This window comes from Paludisphaera sp., assembly GCF_037189885.1.
Taxonomy (GTDB): Bacteria; Planctomycetota; Planctomycetia; order Isosphaerales; family Isosphaeraceae; genus Paludisphaera.
Genome location: NZ_JBBCIR010000053.1, coordinates 1 through 18730, shown reverse-complemented (window position 1 = coordinate 18730; position 18730 = coordinate 1). Strand labels below are relative to the sequence as shown.

Below are 18730 nucleotides of genomic sequence, written 5' to 3'. Positions count from 1 at the left end.
TTCGCCGGCCGTCCCTCGCGTCGATCGGAGGTCTGTTGATGGCATCGCCGGATCATCGCCTGTCACGCCGCGCCCTGCTGGGCGCGGCGGCTTCGATCGCGGTCGGCTCGGAGTTCGCGGGGGGGCGATCGGCCAGGGCGCGGACGTTCGCGGCCCCGTCGGGCCATGGCGTCGAGTTCACCTGGCCGACGGAGGAACTGATCGGCGACCTGCTGACGACCTGGCGCGGGGATCCGCGGGAATCGGCGTGCGTCCCGCATGGCGAGTGGGCCTCGGAGGAGGTCCGACGCCGGTACGGTGCCTGGGGGCCCGCGCCTCGGCGTTATCCGGTCGCCGAGGCGGCCGAGGGGAGGCCGGCGGAATGGCTGCGCGAGCGGGCGATCGCCGTCGGCCTGCGGTACGTCGGCCACGCCTACCAGCATCACCACGTCCCCGACTGGGAGCCCGCCCCGGGCTGGCCCTGGAAGGAGACGTGCGCGGGGGACAACGGCAAGGGGGTCGATTGCAGCAACTTCACCGGCTTCGTCTACAATCAGGGCTTCGGGATCCGGATGAGCACGGACGTCCGGCGCCAGGCCGAGCGGCCGGAGGCGGCGATCGGCGTCGAGGGCCGATCGCGTCGGCTGACGCGCGTCGAGCTGCCGGCCGAGCATGAGGCCAGGGTCCGCGCCCTGCGGACGGGGGACCTCCTCTTCATCCGGGGGAGGCCCGGCGGCGACGTCACCCACGTCGTGATGTGGATCGGGCCGATCGGGCGGTCGGAGTCTGGGCTGCCGCTGGTGCTGGACAGCCATGGCGCGGGGGTGATGGACGACGAGGGGCGGCCGATCCCCTGCGGCGTCCAGCTCCGGCCGTTCCGGGAGCGGTCCTGGTACGCCCGCTGCGCCAGCCACGCGCATCGGGTCATCGAGGGCTGAGGGTCAGGGTTCGGGCAGTCGGCCGAGGCAGACGATGGTGAGGTCGTCGAGCGGGGATCGGTCCCGGGCGTGGCGGCCGAGGGCGGCGAGGATGGCCTCGCCCACCTGGTCGGGGCCCCCGCCCGCCTGGCCGACGGCGCGCGCCAGGCGGTCGCGGCCGAGCGCCCCGCCGGTGGCGTCGACGGCGTCGACGAGGCCGTCGGAGTAGAAGACGACGACGTCGCCCGGGGCCAGGTCGAACCGCGAGGGGGGGTAGGCCGTGTGGGGCTCCACCCCCAGGGGGGGGCCGGCGCCGGGGCATTCCATGACTTCCACGCGGCCGTCGGCCCGGCGGATCAGCGGGCCGGGATGCCCGGCGGAGGCGAGCGTCACCCGGTGGGCGTCGGGGTCCAGCTCGGCCAGGAGCATCGTGACGAATCGGTTCGGCACGCCGGACTCGCGGCAGCTCTGGTTGACGTGGGCGAGGATCTCCTCCGGGGAGAACCCGGCGCGGGCGAGGAGGCGGACCTCCGGGCAGACGCCGGCCATGATGATCGCCGCGGGCATGCCGTGGCCGGAGACGTCCCCCAGGCCCACGCACCAGCGCGGGGAGGCCCCGGCCGGGGCGTCGGGATCCTCGACCTTGATGTAATCGTACAGGTCGCCGCCGACGTCCTCGACGGTCCGGTAGAACTCCCAGAAGGCGTAGCCGGCCACGTCCGGACGCGAGCGGGGGAGCAGGGCTCGCTGGATCTCGGACGCCGCGGCCCACGACGCCCGCTCGCGCAGCAGGCGGTCGTTCTCGACGGCCGCGGCGATGGGCGCGGCGAGGGCCGCCAGCAGGTCCATGTCGTCCTCCTTGAACAGCGCCTTCGAGGACGCGCCGTCGAGCTGGACCATGCCGATCGGCCGGCCGTCCCGCCCGATCAGGGGGGCGCAGACCGCCGTGCGCATGACGCCGGCGACGCTCTCCTGGTCCCTGAACCGCTCGTCGAAGGAGACGTCCTTGATGAGCAGGGCCCGGCCCTTGCTCAGCACCTCCTCCACGATGGTCCGGCTGAGGACCGGGGGCGTGTCGGCCGCGCCGCCGGGGCCGCGGGCGGCGCGGAGCGGCAGGGAGCCGTCGGTCTCCAGCGTCGCGATGTACCCCCGCTCCGCGCGCGGCAGGACGGCCATCAGCCCCGCGAGCGCCCGGCCCAGGCGCTCATCCAGCCCCATCGCCCCCCCTAGCGCCTGGACGACGTCCAGGACGCCCCGGAGAGCCTCGGCCGGGTCGGCGGCGCGGCGGACGAGGCCGGTGGAGCTGAGATCCTCGAGCGACCCCAGCACGGTGGGGTCCGCCATCTCCCCCGGCCTGCCGACGCGGGCGGCCGGCACGTGGAAGATGAACTCGTAGTCGACGATCTGGATCCGGGAGCCCTCGCGCAAGGGCGCCGGCTCGAACGGCCGCAGACGCGCCCCGTCGACGAGGGTGGCGTTCTTGCTCATCAGGTCGACGATGCGATACGACCCGTCGAACCGCCGCTCCACCCGGGCGTGATAGAGCGAGACCTTGGGGTGGTCGAGCGTCAGGCCGACCCGAGGGTGCCGGCCGATGTGCAGGTCGGGCCCCCGCAGCTCGATCAGGCGCTCCGTCCGCCCGTCCCGGATCACCTCCAGGATCGCCCCGACCCCGTCCCCGAACGTCATGGTCCCTGCCCCCGCTCACCGCAACGACTGCCTACGACCAGCATGCATTTCGCGGGCCGCCCCCCCGGCGAGTCCGGATCACCTCGCGGGTTCCCCTTCGCCCAGGAGGTAGGTCTTCAGGAACTGGACCTCGACGGCCTGCTGGTAGTCCTGGTTGGCCTTCCGGGAGAACCCATGCCCCTCGTTCAGCCCCACGACGTACCAGACCGGCGCGCCGTTCTCCCGGACCGCCGCGACGAGCTGCTCCGACTCCGACAGCGGCACGCGCGGGTCGTTCGCCCCCTGGATCACCAGGATCGGCGTCTTGATCCTGTCGGCGTGGCTCAGCGGCGAGACGTGTTCGAGGAACGCGCGCATCCTGGGGTCGCGCTCGTCGCCGTACTCGGCCCGGCGGAGGTCGCGACGGTAGCCCTGGGTGTTCTCCAGGAACGTCACGAAGTTGGAGATGCCGACGACGTCGATCCCGCACCGGATCCGGTCGTTGTAGTTCGTCTGCACGGCCAGCGACATGAACCCGCCGTACGACCCGCCCGAGACCGCCACCCTCGCCTTGTCCAGATCCGGCTGGGCGGCGATCCAGTCCAGCAGCGCACCGATGTCCTTGACCGGATCCTCGCGGAGGAAGCCGTTGTCCAGCTGGAGGTACGACTTCCCGTAGCCGTCGGAACCCCGGACGTTGGGGGCGATGACCACGATCCCCAGCTCATTGATCAGGTAGTTCAGGCGTCCCAGGAAGCCAGGGCGGAACTGGGCCTCCGGGCCGCCGTGGATCGAGATCAGGACGGGCCTGGGCCCGGCCGCCGCGCCGGCGGGGCGATAGACGAACGCCGGGATCGACTTGCCGTCGAACGAGGGGAACCGGATCAGCTCGGGCTCGACGAACGTCGAGGCGTCCAGGCCGCCGGTCTCGCTCTCGGTCCAACGCTCGTTCTTACCCTGGATCAGATCGCGGGAGAAGACATCCGACGAGGACCGCGCCGAGTCGAGCGTGAAGGCCAGCTCGTGCGACCCGCGGCGGAACTCCAGCCCGGAGATCCGCCCCGTCGGGAGGCCGGCCGGCGATTGCTCCGCCCCGTTCGCCCGGAGGTTGTAGACGTGGACGCGGCCGAGGCCCTCCTCGTTCGTCACGGCGGCGATGTACCAGCCGTCGTCGGAGAGGTCGAAGCCCTCGACGTCCCAGGGGACGTCGGCGGAGAGCACCGTCTCCGCGCCGGTCGCCAGGTCGTGCCGGGCGAGGCGGCGGAACTCGGAGTCGCGGTCGGTGACGTAGAACAGGGCCTTGCCGTCCTTCGAGAACTTCGGGGACGCGACGGCCGCCTTCGGCTGCCCCCGCGCGGGCCTGGGGGTGATCGAGCGGACCTCGCCCGTCGCGACGTCGACGAGATGGACGTAGGATTCGGTGATGGAGATGTATTCCTCCACCGCCACGGTCTTGCCGTCGGGGGACCAGTCGGAGACCGTCCACTGGCCGACGACCTCCTTCATGAGGCGGCGGAACGCGGGGTCGGCGGGGGCGGCGACGTAGAGGTCCATGTTCACGCCGTCGCGGGCGTTGCTGCTCCAGGCCAGCAGGTCGCCCGCGGGCGACCACCTCGCGGAGGCGTGCCGGCTCTTGCCGTCGGACAGCCGCGTCGACGAGCCGCCGGCGCGGTCCTGGAGGAATAGCTGGTAGTTCTCCGCGCCCCCCTCGTCCATCACGTAGAGGAACTGGTCGCGACGGGGGCGGGGCGAGACCCCCAGCACGCGCTCCGGCAGGAACGTCAGCTGCCGACGCGCCCCGCCGGGCGTCGCGACGTAATGCGCCTGCATCGTGTCGCCGAACCGGGTCGTGACGTAGACGCCGCGCTTGCCCTCCTCGTCGTCCCAGCCCTGGAAGCTCGCCGACCGGATGTTCTGGTAGCGGTTCAGCTCCGCGGCGAGCGAGGCCGGGATCGGCGGGATCCCCTCGGCCCGGATCGAGTCGGGCACGGGGATCGTCGGCTCCTGGGCCGAGACGAGGCCGGCGGCGGCGAGAAGGGCGAGCAGCGGCGCGAGTCGGCGCATGTCCGGGCGTTCCTTGGGTTGGGGGTCGACGGGCCGATCAAGGAGCGTAGACGAACTCGTTGACGTTATAAAGCGCCCGGCAGAACGTCGGGCCGCCGTGGGAGCGGATCAGGGCGGCGCCGGCGGCTCGCTCGGTCGACGAGGGCGGGCGGGACAGGGCCAGGGCGAAGGCCCGCTCCACCTGCTTCTCGGGATCCGGCCCGGCCTCGGCGGCGACGCGGCGGGCGAACGCCTCGGCCTGCTGGACGACGAAGCCGCTGTTGAGCAGGTCGAGCGCCTGGAGCGCCGTGGTGGAGGTGTTCCGCCTGGGGGCGACGAGGGCGGCGTCGGGGCAGTCGAACGAGCCGAAGGTCGGGTCCTGCTGGCTCCTCGGCTTGAACTGGTAGATCATCCGGCGGAAGGCGTCGGCGCCCAGCTCGGCGCGGGGCTTGTAGATGGCGACGTAGTTGGAGTTCTCCTCCCAGATGTTGTAGCCGGGGCCCCCCATCCTGTCGTCGAGCTGGCCGCTGGCGACGAGGATGGCGTCGCGGACGGCCTCGGCCTCCAGCCGGCGGGGGGACACGCGCCAGACCAGGCGGTTCTGGGCGTCGACCTCGCGGGCCTTCGGGTCGATCCGGGACGACTGCCGGTAGGCCGCGGACAGAACCATCAGCCGATGGATCGGCTTGAGCCGCCATCCTTCCGCGATGTACCGCGACGCCAGCCAGTCCAGCAGCTCCGGGTGCGACGGCTCCCCGCCGTTGAAGCCGAAGTCGCTGGGGGTGGCGACGATCCCCCGGCCGAAGTGGTAGTGCCAGAGCCGGTTCACCATCACCCGGGCCGGCAGCGGGTTGGACGGGTCGCCGATCCAGCGGGCCAGCGCGAGCCGACGCTCGGACTCGGGCGCCCCCGGCGACGCCTCCCACGACCACCCCGGCTTGATCGCCGAGAGGGCCGCCGGCTCGACCTCGACCCCCGGCTGCATCGGGTCGCCCCGGCGGAGCAGGTGGGTGGGCCCCGGCTGGTTGAACATGCCGGCGTAGACGGAGATCTTGTCGCCGAGGTTCGCCAGCTCCGCCTCCAGCTCGGCCTTGCGCCGGCGGAGCGCCGCGGTCTCGGGGTCGGCGGGAGCGGCCTCGGCGCCGGCGACGCCGTAGGGGGCGCGGTCGATCGACGTGGCGACCACCCGCCAGTCTTCGGGGGCCTCGGCGGCTTCCACGATATAGTGGATGGGCAGGCGATCCTGGTACGTCCCCTCGCGGTCGCGGCCCCAGACGACGCGGTCGATCTCGACGGCCTCCGGCCACTCGACGGTCGCCACGCCGCGGCCGGGGGAGTGGGAGATCCAGCTCCGGCCGTTCCCGAGGAGTCCGTCGTTGAGGTGGACGATCTTGTGGATCGCCGCGCCGGGGTACTCCGACGACGCCGACGCCCTCCCGCCGGCCGAGGCCAGCGCCACGTTCCGGGGCTCGTCGCCGGCCGAGTAGACCTCCAGCTCGTCGATGCAGGGCTCGATCGGGTCGGCCGTGGCGAGGATCGTCATGCGCACCATGCGGGCCTTCACCGGCGCGAACCGCTCGACGTTGCGGCGGGGGCTCACCATCGGCCGGGACGGGGCGTCGGCGTCGGGCCGGGCGAGGGGCTCGCCCCGGTCCAGCTCCAGGTCGATCCGGGCGATCTCCGACCGGACGACGGCCGCCCGCGCGCGACGCTCGGCGACGTCCTGGGCGTCGACCTCGCGCGAGCCGTGGTCGACCCCCGCGAAGACGGCCTGCATCCCGTAGTAGTCCTTCTGCGAGATCGGGTCGAACTTGTGGTCGTGGCAGCGGGCGCAGTTGACGGTCAGGCCGAGGAACGCGGTGGCGGTCGCCGTGATGACGTCGTCCAGGTCGTCGGCCCGTTGCTGCTTCATCCCCTCGGGGGCCTGGTTGGCGACGATGTCGTGCGTGCCGCCGACGAGGAAGCCGGTGGCCGCCTGCACGAGCCAGTCGTCGTCGCCTTCATCGCCGGGGGGGAGGGCGTCGGCCGCCAGCTGCTCGGCCACGAACCGAGGGAAGGGGGTGTCGCGGTTGAACGCCCGGACGACGTAATCCCGGTATGGCCAGGCGTCGGGACGGGGCATGTTCGTCTCGTACCCATGGCTCTCGCCGAACCGAACGACGTCCAGCCAGTGCCTCCCCCAGCGCTCGCCGTAATGGGGACTGGCGAGGAGGCGGTCGACGAGCTTCTCGTAGGCCAGCGGGTCGGGGTCGGCGACGAACGCGGCGACCTCCTCCGGCGTCGGCGGCAGGCCGATCAGGTCGAAGGAGAGGCGCCTGACGAGGCTGGCCCGGTCGGCCTCGGGGGACGGGGAGAGGCCGGCCTCGCGGAGCCTGGCCAGGATGAAGCGGTCGACCGGCGTGCGGATCCGACCCATATCGGCGGGGTCGACGCGCGGCGGCGCGGCGGCGACGATGGGCCGCAACGACCACCAGTCGGCGCCGGCCCGGGGGGGGCCGAGCGGCTCGGCGGCGTAGGTCGCGCCGGCCTCGACCCATGCGCGGAGCGCCTCGATCTCCTCGGGCTTGAGCGGGGTCTTCGGCGGCATCTCGCCGGCGATAACTTTTTCGATGATGAGGCTCTCGTCCGGGTTGCCGGGGTCGAACGCCTCGCCCGAGTCTCCCCCTTCCAGGGCCGTGGCCCGGGTGGAGAGGTCGAGCCCCCCCTTATGCGAGTCGGCCGCGTGGCAGCGGACGCACGACGCCGCCAGCACCGCCTCCCCGGCCGACGGCTTCGCATCGCCCGCCGTCGCCATCGTCGTCGCCGCGCCGATCAGCCACGCCGCCATCATCACCCTTCGCATCGCGACGACCCTCGACGGATTGGGAGGTGGTTGGATCATTCTACAACATAACGCGACGGCCTGGCCGGGGATACGGGGCTGGCTTCGGACCGCCTCGAACGCCCTAAACTCCCGCCCCGAAAGTTGGCTTCGTTCGTCGCGCGAGACAATCAAGGTTTCGGACGCAAAACCATTGATACAAAAGGCTTGCCGGAAATCTCGCGTGGCTTCGTTCGTCGTTTTCGAAGTGTTTTCCGGAGGTGGCCGGGGGGCCGCGCGACGCTCCATCCGCGCCGGGTCGCGACCGGGACGACGGGAGGGACCATCATTCATGACCGCGCGAGGATGCGTGACGACATCGCCGGCCGGTGCCCTGGGCCGCTTGAACCGATTCCGGGATGACAAGGAGCGGGAGGATCAATCACCCCTAAGCTCCGCGGCGGGAGGCGGGAGATTTCAGGTTTCTGGTTTTTTCGACGAATCGGCCGGGCGGGCTGTGAGCGGGCGATTCGGGATGGCGTCGGTCTTGCCCATGGCGGGCATGGATAACGACGCAACTTTTCGGCCTGGAGTCCGGGGGGAGCGGCCGGAGTTCTTGGTGTCCTGGGCCCCTTCTCGCCCCCCTCGATCGCCGAGCTGACGACCCGACACTTTCGGGATGGCATCCGGGCGCGCCCCGGCCGCCTACCCCCGGCGGGCTCCTTTCGACGGAGCACCACGAGGGGAGGAGGGGGGAGCGCGTCCGCCGCGCGCTCGGTGGATGATTCGCGCGGCCATCGTGTCTCTCCCGAGCGGGGGAAGCTCGTCCCCCACTCGGGATGAGGTCACTTGCCCAGCACCGGCCGAGCCTGGGCGGGGGAGCCGGGCACGTCCTCGAGGACCGCGCGGAAGCCGTCGGGACGGCGCGTGGGGTCGAAGCTGACGTGCAGCGCGTGGGTGCCCCGGTCCAGGTCGAGGATCAGGGCGTCGGGCGCCTTGGCGTCTTGCTCGACGCGGCGGCCGTCGATCCAGAAGGTCAGCCCGGCGGCCGAGTCGAACTTCACGCGGACCGGGCCGGGGGTCGTGACCTCCAGGTCGGTCCGGAGCAGCGCGACGGGACGGGCGGCGGGGCGGGGGTTGACGGGGACCTCGCCGGCGGGGATCCGCCCGGCGACGGTCGCGTAGAACGACTTCCACGGCAGGCTGTCGCCGGCCTCGATGACGGCCTCGGGGCTCGTGCGGGTCATGGCCCTGGCCGAGTCGGGCGTCGCGGCGAGGGCGCGCCAGCGGCGGAGGATCCGCTCCTGGCTGACGGCGTAGTCGCCGATCTTGCCCAGCCGGGACATGAACGCCACCAGGTCGATCAGCTCGCCGCGGGTGAGCGGATCGGCCAGGCCGGCGGGCATGATCGAGCCGGCCGTCTTCTGCTCCTCGATGGAGTCGATCGGGACGGAAACCTGCTCGTCGTCGGAGTCTCGCAGGACGAGTTCCGTGTCGGTCTGGCGGACCGGGATGCCGGTCAGCAGGCGGCCGTCGTCGGTCGCGACGATGACGGAGTGGTAGTTCTCCTTCACGGCCTTGTTCGGCTCGATGATCGAGTCGAGCAGGTAATCGACCGGGGCGCTGGCGCCGATGCTCTCCAGGCTGGGGCCGACCTGGCCGCCGGCGCCGGCCACGGCGTGGCACTTGAGGCAGGTGAGATCCTCGCGGCGGAAGACGGCCTCCCCGCGCGCCGGGTCCCCCTGGGAGAGCGCCGCCAGGAGCGCGGCCTTCTCCTCGGGGGTCCACTCGCGGTTGGTCTCGCCCAGCGATCCGGCCTTCGCCAGCGCGTCGACGAGTTCCGTCGCCGGCCTGCCGCTGGCGCGGATTTCGCGGACGGCCAGCTTGGCGAGGTCCGCGTCGATCTTCTTCCCTTCCAGGGCCTTCGCCAGCGCGGCGGGGCCCTCGCGACGGTCGAGGAAGCCGTTGAGGACGGCCCTCGCCTCGCCCAGCCGCCCGGAGTCCAGCTCGACGAGCCACGCCGCGGCGCGGTCGGCCACCGCCGCCGGGTCGCGCATCGCCAGCAGGGCGAGGGCCTGGGCCCGGGCGATGCGGTCGCCACCGGGCCCCGCGAGGCTCGCCACGACGGCCTCGGCGTCGGCGTCCTCGGCCGCCAGCAGGCCGCGGATCGCCTCCCATCGGATCGTCGCCGGCGTCGCCGCGTCGCGGGCCAGCTCGACCAGCCTGGGCCGCAGCGAGGCCACCTTCCACGCGCCGGCCGCCGCGGTCGCGGCCAGACGGACCGACTCGTCGGGGGAGTCGAGCAGCGGCGCGATCGCGGCCGTGTCGCCGACCGGGACGGCCTTACGCTCCCTCGCCGCGCGGACCAGCGCGTTCAGGAGCGCGGCCTGTCGCGCGGGGGGCGTCGCCTCGGGGCTCGCGATCGCCCCCAGCAGCAGCCCGAGTTCCTCCGGGCCGCCGAGCGTGGCCGCCAGGTTCAGCACGGCCGGCTCCGCGTCGGCCGGGACGCGGCCCTCGCGGTAGAGCGACAGCAGCGGCTGGAGCGCCCCGGCCGAGCCCACGGCCTGGAGGCCGAAGATCAGCTTGCGGGCGTCCCCCAGCACGTCGAGCCGGCCCGCCTGGACGGCGGGGAGCCAGGCCGGCGCCAGGTCGCGCGCCGTCAGCCACAGCGCGTAGTCGAGGAAGCCGTCCATCGGCCGGTCGAGCGCCCGGAAGGCCAGCGTGGCGGCCTCCGCCGTCGGCGTCCGGGCCAGCGACCGCGCCGCCTCCAGCCGCACGCGGGGGTTCTCGTCCTCGGGCAGCGCCGCCAGCAGCTCCACCGAGCTTTCCGGCGTGCGTCCCTCCCAGAACGGCGCGATCCGGGCCGCCGCGGCGCGGACCCGCGCGTCCTTCGAGGTGAGCGCCTGCTTCAGCAGGTCCGGCTCGGGGACGTCCAGCGACTGGTACGTCCAGAGCCCTTCCAGGCGGTTCCGCTCGAAGTTCGGGTCGGCCGGGTCGAGGGCCGCGACCCACTTCGCCAGCTCGGGGATGACTTCCTCCGCCCCCCGCTCCTTCAGCACGCGCTTGGCGTGACGGCGGGTGTGGTCCTCGGGCAGCTTGAGCGCCTCGAGCAGGGCGGGGACGTCGGCGCCGACGAGCTTCGGGCGCTCGACGAGCGGGCGGCCCTTGGCCGTGACGCGCCAGATGCGGCCCCGGGTCTGGTCGCGGCGGGGGTCGCGGAAGTCGACCTCGCCGTGCTGGATGATCGGGTTGTACCAGTCGGCGATGTAGATGGCGCCGTCGGGGCCCATCGCCACGTCGATCGGCCGGAACGACACGTGGTCGGTCTTGATGAGTTCGGCCTGCTCGCGCGAGGCGAACCCGGCGCCGTCGTCGCTGAGGACGAACCGGCAGACGCGGTTGCCGCGGAAGTCGTTGGTGATCAGGCTCCCCTGCCACGATTCGGGCAGGTGCCGGCCGGTGGCGACCTCCAGGCCGCAGTACTTGGGGCTGCCGGGGTTGAGGCCGTGGAGCAGGCGGACGGCGTCGACCGCCGTGACGTAGTACGCGCCGGGGAGGGCGTAGTTGATCCCCTCGCCGCCGGCGCCGTCGGTCGCGAACGAGTTCCCCCAGGCGTCGATTTGGTGGCCCCACGGGTTGACCAGTCCGCGGATGAAGACGTCCAGCTCCATCGTCTCGGGCCGGTAGCGCCAGATGCCGCCGCCGTTGAGCCGACGGACGCCGTGGGGGGTCTCGATGTGGCTGTGGATGTAGATCGACTGGTTGAAATACAGGTTGCCGTCGTGCCCCCACCGCAGGGTGTGCAGCAGGTGGTGGGTGTCCTCGGTGCCGAAGCCCGAGAGGACGACGCGGGTGGAGTCGGCCTTGCCGTCGCCGTCGGTGTCCTTCAGGTGGAGCAGCTCGGTGCTGTTGGCGACGTACACGCCGCCGTCACCGGGCTCGACGCCGGTGGGGATCAGCAGGCCGTCGGCGAAGACCGTGGTGGAGTCGGCCACGCCGTCCCCGTCCTTGTCCTCCAGCACCAAAATCTTGTCGTTCGCCTCCTGGCCCGGCTTGATCTGGGGGTAGACCTCGGACGAGGCGATCCAGAGCCGCCCCTGGGGGTCGAAGTTCATCTGGATCGGCTTGGCGATCAGCGGGTCGGCGGCGTAGAGGTTGACCTCGAAGCCGTCGGCCACGATGAACGACTGGCGCTCCAGCTCGGGATCCGGGTCCGGGAGCGGCCCCTCGGCGTTCTGCGCGCGGGCGACGCCGAGGGAGCAGAGGGCGAGCAGCCCGAAGACGGCGGCGCGTCGGGAAAGGCGGGTCATCGGGCGGCCTCCGTCTTGCGGTTCATTTCCTTCTCGTGCGCGATGGCCTCGCGCAGCGCGTCGATCTCCGCCTCCTTGGCGTCGACCAGCGGGTCGAACTGGGGGATCTCGACGGCGTTCCGCCCCTGCTCGTGCTTGCGGAAGCCGAACAGGTAGGTGATGTTCTGGGGCCGCCAGCGGTGGAAGAACAGCTCGTTCTTGGCGACGATCGTCCGGCGAAGCGCCTCGACCTCCTCGGCGTCGAGGTCGGCGCCGGGGAGGAGGGCCGTCGCGAGCGCGCGGTAGCCCGCCCCGTTCGGGTGGATCCCGTCGTCGGTCAGGGTCGCGCGGCCGGCCGGGTCCATCGACTCGTAGCGCCGGGCCATGGGCGTCAGGACGTCGACGAACGCCGCCCCGCGCTCCTCGGCGATCGACCGGATCGCGTCGGCGTAGAGCTTCAGGTCGCGGTTGTGCGCCGTCGGGTCGGGCAGCGGGGCCGGCATCGCCGCGTGTGCCTGCGGGGAGAGCAGGACCAGCCGCGCCTTGAGCGGCGCGACGGCGTCCAGGAAGGCGTTGTAGCCCTCCACGAACCGGGGCAGGCCCGCCTCGCCGTCGAACGACTCGGCCATGCCGTAGCCGACGACCAGCACGGTGGGCTTGGAGTCGGTGACGTGCTTCACCAGCTCGCGGAAGCCGGCCTCCGGCGGTTCGAGTTCGAACCCAGCGCGGGAGAGGCCGCGAACGGTGTCGGCGCTCCAGCCCAGGTTGCGGAACGTCACGTTCCTGTCGGCGTTGGCCAGCGTCAGGGCCGTCTCGACGTACCCGTAGCGCTGTTCGCGCTCGATGAAGGTGTCGCCGACGAAGACGACGCGGTCGCCGTCCTTGAAGTCCCAGGGGGGCGTGGCGGCCAGGCCCGTCGACGTCGCGACGAGCAGGAACCCCGCGAGGAGGCCCCGGGCGGGGGAGAGGCTTGGAGCAAACAAGGTGGGGAGGCTCCGACGATCACGAAGGACGGCGCGCGCGGGAGGCGCGCGCCGGTCGTTCCGGGCAAGGGGGATGAAAGCAATCTAACGCCCGGACGCCCCTCGGTCGAGACCAGGCCTCGACGGCCCCGACCCCGCCGCGTCGCTCAGAAGTTCTTGATGACCTGGAAGATCGACTGCGTCTCGAACGGGATCGGGCCGACGACGGGGACCTCCAGCCCGGCGAGCACGTACCACTCGTTCCCCACGCCGAACCGCAGCCCCGGCGTCAGCGTGAAGTACGTCGCCCGGCCGCCGCTTACCTCCGCGTGGAGGTTGGCCGCCGTGTACAAGACGAGGTTTTTGAAGTATTTGGCGTCGGCCGGCGTGACGTAGCGGCCCACCGCCAGGCGGGCGTCGAACGAGGTGAACGAGGCGGGCGAGGCGTTGAAGCCGGTCCAGGGGTTGGACGCCTGGAGCCGCCGCTTCGCGGGCGTCGAGTTCGTGGGGACCGTCGCGCCGACGGCCCCGCGCGCGACCCACCGCCCGGCGGGGTTCGCCCAGAACTCGAAGTCCGGCGAAAGGCTCGCGGCCCCGTTGCCGTTGCGGGCGTCCCCCGTCGGCGTCCGGACGAACAGGTTGGTCGTGAGCGTGTACCGCCGGTCCTCGGCCAGCAGCACCCGGGGCGCGATCGTCAGGTCGCCGAAGTCGGTCCAGTTCCCCGAGCCCGGCGGCCGGGCGGCGTCGGGGCCCGAGAAGACGAACGGGACGAACCAGCCCAGTTCGAGGCGCCGGCTCAGCGGCGTGAACAGGAAGAAATCGCCGCCCTGGACGTCCCCCCCGCCCGGGGCCCCGCGAGCGTAGTTGTACGAGAAGACGAACAGCCGGTAGAACGCCCCGTCGGCGTTGTTGATCCAGGTCTGCCGAGGCGCGTCGCCCGGCGCGGGGGCGTACGCCTCGTCCCACCCCTCCGAGAACAGCGAGCGCAGCCCGAGCGGGCGCCACGCGTCGTGACGCAACGGCCCGACCAGGGAGTCCAGCGCCACGTCCGGGAGCGACCCGACGACCCGCGTCGGCCCCTCCGCGGGCTCCTCCTGGAACGCCTTCGCCCCGCCCCAGGGCGCCACGACCGCCGCCGCGATCCCCAACAGGCCAAACCACGACGAACGGCGTCGAATGTCCATGGCGCGATCCCCAGGTTCCTGGGCCGACTATCTCAGTCCCTAGATCGGGCCGCGCGGACATCCGGGTTGAGCCGAGTGGACAGGATCTTTCGGCCCGGGCGACGAACCCGGACAATCGGGCAGCCTCGGGATCTCCCGGACCCACCAGCGAAGCCCCAACCCGAAGACGCCTCATGAAGCCGCCTCGCCTCTCGTTCGCCCTCATCGTCACGATCGCGTCCGCCCTCGCCGCCCCCGCCCGCGGCGAGGAGGCCCCGCGCGGCGTCCGCGTCATGACGTGGAACATCTGGCGCGGCGGCGACCGCGCCATGGACGACGCCGACCCCGCCGCGAAGCTCGCCAAGCAGCGCCGCGTGGCCCAGGTCATCCGCGACAGCGGCGCCGACGTCGTCGCGATGGTCGAGACCTACGGCGGCGGCGAGGCCATCGCCGGGGAGCTGGGCTTCCACTTCCGCCCGCGCGGGACGAACGTCTCGATCCTCAGCCGATGGCCCATCGGCCGCGACCTCTCGGTCTACAAGCCGTTCCACTGCGTCGGCGCCGTCATCGAGCCCCCGGACGCCCCCCCGTTCGCCCTGTACTCCGTCTGGATCCACTACGTCGACGACGTCTGGACCGACCCGCGCTCCCGCGACGGCCGCTCGCCCGGGCAACTCGTCGCCGACGACGGCCCGAGCCGGTTGGACGAGGTCCGGGCGATCCTCGCCGGCGCGGAGGAGAAGGCGAACGGCCTGCCGCTGATCGTCGCGGGGGACTTCAACAGCAACTCGCACCTGGATTACACCGAGGCCGCGCGCGACCAGCACGGGATGGTCGTCCCCTGGCCCGTCACCCGCGAGATCGAGGCCGCCGGCTACGTCGACGCGTATCGCGCGTGCAACCCGACGGTCGACCGCGCCCGCGACCGGACGTGGTCGCCGCGGTTCCCGGAGCAGATCCAGGACCGGATCGACTTCATCTTTTCCAAGGGAGACGCGCTCCGCCCCGCCTCGGCCGTCCGGCTCGACGAGGCCGAGGGCGTCTGGCCGTCGGACCACGCGGCGGTGGTCGCGGACTTCCAGGCGCGTTGACGCCGGGGCCGGCCGGCTGAGACGATGGACCCCGCGACCCAGGCGCGACGACGACGATGGGAGGCCCCGCTCCGGGGCGAGCCGACGATGGCCGAGAACCCGACCGGGCCCGACCCCGACGAAGCGACCAAGCACGCCGCCGCCGAATGGCTGTTCCGGGACGACCCCCCGGCGGCGCGAAGGCCCGAGCCGCCGACCGTCACCCCCGGCGGCGAGGGCTTCGACCTCGCCGATTCTCCGGCGCCGACGCCGACGCGCCGGCCCCACGTCCCGCCGTCGCCCGCGTCCGAGCGGGAGCCCGCCGCCGAGTCGGCCCACGCCGCGCGCGCCGCCGCCCCGCGAGCCGACCGCCCGGCCGCCCGCCGCCTGGACTCCGCGCCCGCCGTCGACACCCCCTGGTCGCGATGGGCCGAATGGGGGCCGACGATCGCCGCGATGGCCGCCTGGTCGGTCGTCGCCTGGACGCTCATCATCCTGCTGCTGTCCTCCGAGCTTTACGGCGCCGCGCTGGCGATGTTCGCGATCGGCTCGGTCGTCGGCCTGGCCCTCTTCTACCCGATCGTCGTCACGCTGGAGCGCCCCACGCGGATGACGCCCGAGCAGGCGCTCCGGGACTATTACCAGGCGCTCTCGCACCACCTGCCCCACTACCGGCGGATGTGGCTGCTGCTGAGCAACGCCGGCCGGACTTCGTCCCGGTTCGCCTCCTACGAGGGCTTCAAGCGGTACTGGAAGGAGCGGCTGGCCGGGCTCCGCGAGGGGAAGGCGAAGGGGTCGACGCCGCTGACGTTCGTCGTCTCCGGCTTCAAGTCGGAGAAGAGCGGCGGCAAGACCGAGATCGACGCCACCTGGACCGTCGAGGTCTTCGTCCGCGGCCGTCGCGAGGAGGGCCCGATCGCGACCTTCCCCGGCGCCGGCACGTTCGCGAAGGGGCCCGACAGAATGTGGTACATCGACGACGGCACGCTCGGCGACCGACCGCCGGCGCGACGCGAGGAGGCCGCGGAGTGAGCCGGGCCGACGTGATCGCGGTCCGGGGCGCCCGGACGCACAACCTGAAGGGCGTGGACGTGGACCTCCCGCGCGACTCGCTGGTGGTCCTCACCGGCGTCAGCGGCTCGGGCAAGAGTTCGCTCGCGTTCGACACCGTGTTCGTGGAGGGCCGCCGGCGGTACGTCGAGAGCCTCTCAGGCCACGCGCGGCGGTTCCTCGACCAGTTCGAGCGGCCGGACGTCGACGAGGTGGACGGCCTGCCGCCGACCGTCGCGCTCGACCAGCGCGGCGGCGACCCCGGCCCGCGCAGCACGGTCGGCACGCTGACGGAGATCCAGGACTCCCTGCGCCTCCTCTTCTCCCGTCTGGGCCTCCCCCACTGCCCGAAATGCGGCCTGCCGATCCGCAGCCAGACCCCCGAGCAGATGGCGGCCTCCATCCTGGCCCTGCCGGCCGGCACGCGGCTCCTCCTGCTGGCCCCGCTGGTCCGGGGCCGCAAGGGTGCGCACGCCGAGGTCTTCCAGGCCATCCGCCGCGCCGGGCTGATCCGGGCGAGGGTCGACGGCGAGGTCGTGGAGATCGACGAGCCGCCGAAGCTCGCGAAGACGAAGCTCCACGCGATCGACGCCGTGGTCGACCGGCTGGTGATCCGCGACGGCGTCGCCCCCCGGCTGGCCGAGAGCCTGGGCCTGGCGCTCAAGCTGGCCGACGGCCTGGCGACGGTCGCCGTGGACTCGGGGGGGACCTGGGAAGACCGGACGATGAGCGTCCACCACGCCTGCCCGGACTGCGGCGTGAGCATCCCCGCCCTCGAACCCCGCGGATACAGCTTCAACAGCCCGCAAGGCGCCTGCCCGACCTGCGAGGGCCTCGGCGTCGTCGTCCCCGACCCCGAAGCCCCGGAGGAAGTCCCGTGCCCCGCCTGCCATGGGGCCAGGCTGCGGCCCGAGGCCCTCGCCGCGCGGGTGGGGGGCAAGTCGATCGCCGAGGTGGGCGACCTGGCCGTCGACGCGGCCCGCGCGTTCTTCGACGGCCTGACGTTCGCCGAGGAGGACGACGCCGCCGTGGCCGCCCCCCTGCTCCGCGAGATCCGCGGCCGGCTGCGGTTCCTGGCCGACGTCGGCCTCGGATACCTGACGCTCGCCCGCGCCGCCGGCACGCTCTCCGGCGGCGAACTCCAGCGGGCGCGGCTGGCGACGCAACTCGGGTCGGAACTCGTCGGCGTCTGCTACGTCCTGGACGAGCCCACCGCCGGCCTCCACCCCAGCGACACCGACCGCCTCTTGCAAAACCTCCGCAAGCTCCGCGACCTCGGCAACAGCCTCCTGATCGTCGAGCACGACGAGTCGATCATCCGCGCCGCCGACTGGCTCGTCGACGTCGGCCCCGGCGCGGGGCCCTCGGGGGGGGAGATCGTCGCGGTCGGCCCGCTGGAACGCATCGCGGAATCCCCCGCGTCGCTCACCGGCCGCCATCTACGCGGCGAGGGCAGCCGCGCGCGGGGCCGCTCGGATCGGCTCGCCAGGTCCTCTGGATGGCTGACGATCGAGGGCGCCACCGTCCACAACCTCCGCGACATCGACGCGAAAATCCCCCTGGGCGCGCTGACGTGCGTGACGGGCGTGAGTGGGTCGGGCAAGAGCACGCTGGTCTTCGACGTGCTGGCGAGGGCCTTCCGCCGCCGCGAGCGGGGCGACGCGCGTCCCGCGCCGGAGCTGGGGGCGGTTGCCGGGTGGGATTCGCTGATCGGCATGGTGGAGGTCGACCAGTCGCCCATCGGCCGGACGCCCCGGTCGACCCCCGCGACGTTCACAGGTGCCTTCGACGAGATCCGCCGCGTCTTCGCCAAGGCCCGCGAGTCGCGCATCCGGGGCTACGGCCCGGCGCGGTTCAGCTTCAACGCCAGGGGCGGTCGCTGCGAGGTCTGCCGCGGGCTGGGGAAACGTCGCGTGCCGATGCGGCTGCTCCCCGACCTGTTCGTCGTCTGCGAGGAGTGCCGCGGCCAGCGGTTCAACCGGCCCACGCTGGAGGTGCTGTTCAAGGAGAAGTCGATCGGCGACGTGCTCGACATGCGGGTCGACGAGGCCATCGATTTCTTCGGCGCCCAGCCGCGCGTGCTGCCGGGGCTGCGGTCGCTGCAAGACGTTGGCGTGGGCTACCTGACGCTCGGCCAATCGGGCGCGACCCTCTCCGGCGGCGAGGCCCAGCGCGTGAAGCTGGCGGCCCACCTCAGCCGCCCGGAATCCGGCGACCTCCTCTACATCCTGGACGAGCCGACGACCGGCCTGCACTTCGCGGACGTCAACCGCCTCCTCGGCGTGCTCGACCGCCTGGCCGATCGCGGCAACACCCTCGTCGTCATCGAGCACAACCTCGACGTCATCGCCGCCGCCGACTGGGTCCTCGACATGGGCCCCGACGCCGGCGCCCAGGGCGGCCGGATCGTCGCCATCGGCCCCCCCGCCCAGATCGCCGCCTCCCCCGACAGCCCGACGGGGCCCTACCTGAAGCACGTGATCGACGCGACCGAAGGCGATCCTGGGCATGCGACGCCTGATCCTTGAAGGCCAGGCCGGGGTGGCGCCCTGATCGCGTCGCGGATCGGCCCGAGGCCGACGAAACGCGCCTACGACATGATCGGCTTCCATCTCTAGTGGTAGACCGCATTGGTTTCTAACGCCTGCTCCGATATTCTGGCCCGCCAGGAGGAGGGCCAATGACGAAGCGACATGTGGTGCAACTGACCGACGAACAAAGAGCCGACCTCATCAAGCGGGAGGACGGGCCGCTCACCCGACGGCAACGCAACCGGGTCCAGGTCCTCC

At 72.6% G+C, this 18730-nt stretch carries 10 protein-coding genes; 4 read left to right on the top strand and 6 right to left on the bottom strand.

Features of this window, described 5'->3' with window-relative positions; all coding sequences use genetic code 11:
* The first annotated feature begins 38 nt into the window (after positions 1-38).
* The gene (locus WG209_RS15550; protein WP_337175981.1) at positions 39-917 is read left to right on the top strand and encodes an NlpC/P60 family protein; all 879 of its coding nucleotides are present in this window, start codon (positions 39-41) and stop codon (positions 915-917) included.
* A 3-nt stretch (positions 918-920) separates the two neighbouring features.
* Here WG209_RS15550 and WG209_RS15545 read toward each other — a convergent pair whose 3' ends face one another.
* The 6 genes from WG209_RS15545 to WG209_RS15520 form a co-directional block, all read right to left on the bottom strand.
* Positions 921-2585 carry a SpoIIE family protein phosphatase gene (locus WG209_RS15545; RefSeq protein WP_337175980.1) on the bottom strand — a complete coding sequence of 555 codons (1665 nt, stop codon included), beginning with the start codon at positions 2583-2585 and terminating at the stop codon, positions 921-923.
* Positions 2586-2663: 78 nt separating this feature from the next.
* Positions 2664-4628: a S9 family peptidase gene (locus WG209_RS15540; protein WP_337175979.1), complete on the bottom strand. Its 1965-nt coding sequence runs from the start codon at positions 4626-4628 to the stop codon at positions 2664-2666.
* Between the two features lie 37 nt (positions 4629-4665).
* A complete protein-coding gene (locus tag WG209_RS15535) occupies positions 4666-7449 on the bottom strand; it encodes a PSD1 and planctomycete cytochrome C domain-containing protein (protein WP_337175978.1) in 2784 nt (927 codons plus the stop codon).
* 803 nt (positions 7450-8252) lie between these two features.
* The gene (locus tag WG209_RS15530; RefSeq protein ID WP_337175977.1) at positions 8253-11717 is read right to left on the bottom strand and encodes a PVC-type heme-binding CxxCH protein; all 3465 of its coding nucleotides are present in this window, start codon (positions 11715-11717) and stop codon (positions 8253-8255) included.
* Positions 11714-12679, bottom strand: a complete 966-nt coding sequence (locus WG209_RS15525) for an SGNH/GDSL hydrolase family protein (RefSeq protein WP_337175976.1) — start codon at positions 12677-12679, stop codon at positions 11714-11716. The genes WG209_RS15530 and WG209_RS15525 overlap by 4 nt, the downstream gene beginning before the upstream one ends.
* A gap of 146 nt (positions 12680-12825) precedes the next feature.
* A complete protein-coding gene (locus WG209_RS15520; RefSeq protein ID WP_337175975.1) occupies positions 12826-13842 on the bottom strand; it encodes a transporter in 1017 nt (338 codons plus the stop codon).
* Positions 13843-14015: 173 nt separating this feature from the next.
* Here WG209_RS15520 and WG209_RS15515 point away from each other — a divergent pair, with 173 nt between their 5' ends.
* The 3 genes from WG209_RS15515 to uvrA all read left to right on the top strand — a co-directional run bounded on the left by WG209_RS15515 (position 14016) and on the right by uvrA (position 18469).
* Positions 14016-14912, top strand: a complete 897-nt coding sequence (locus WG209_RS15515) for an endonuclease/exonuclease/phosphatase family protein (protein ID WP_337175974.1) — start codon at positions 14016-14018, stop codon at positions 14910-14912.
* An 87-nt stretch (positions 14913-14999) separates the two neighbouring features.
* On the top strand, positions 15000-15923 hold the full coding sequence (locus WG209_RS15510) for a hypothetical protein (RefSeq protein WP_337175973.1): 924 nt from the start codon (positions 15000-15002) through the stop codon (positions 15921-15923).
* Positions 15920-18469 carry an ABC-ATPase UvrA gene (gene uvrA / locus WG209_RS15505; protein WP_337175972.1) on the top strand — a complete coding sequence of 850 codons (2550 nt, stop codon included), beginning with the start codon at positions 15920-15922 and terminating at the stop codon, positions 18467-18469. Before WG209_RS15510 ends, uvrA begins: the two co-directional genes overlap by 4 nt.
* Positions 18470-18730 lie beyond the last annotated feature (261 nt).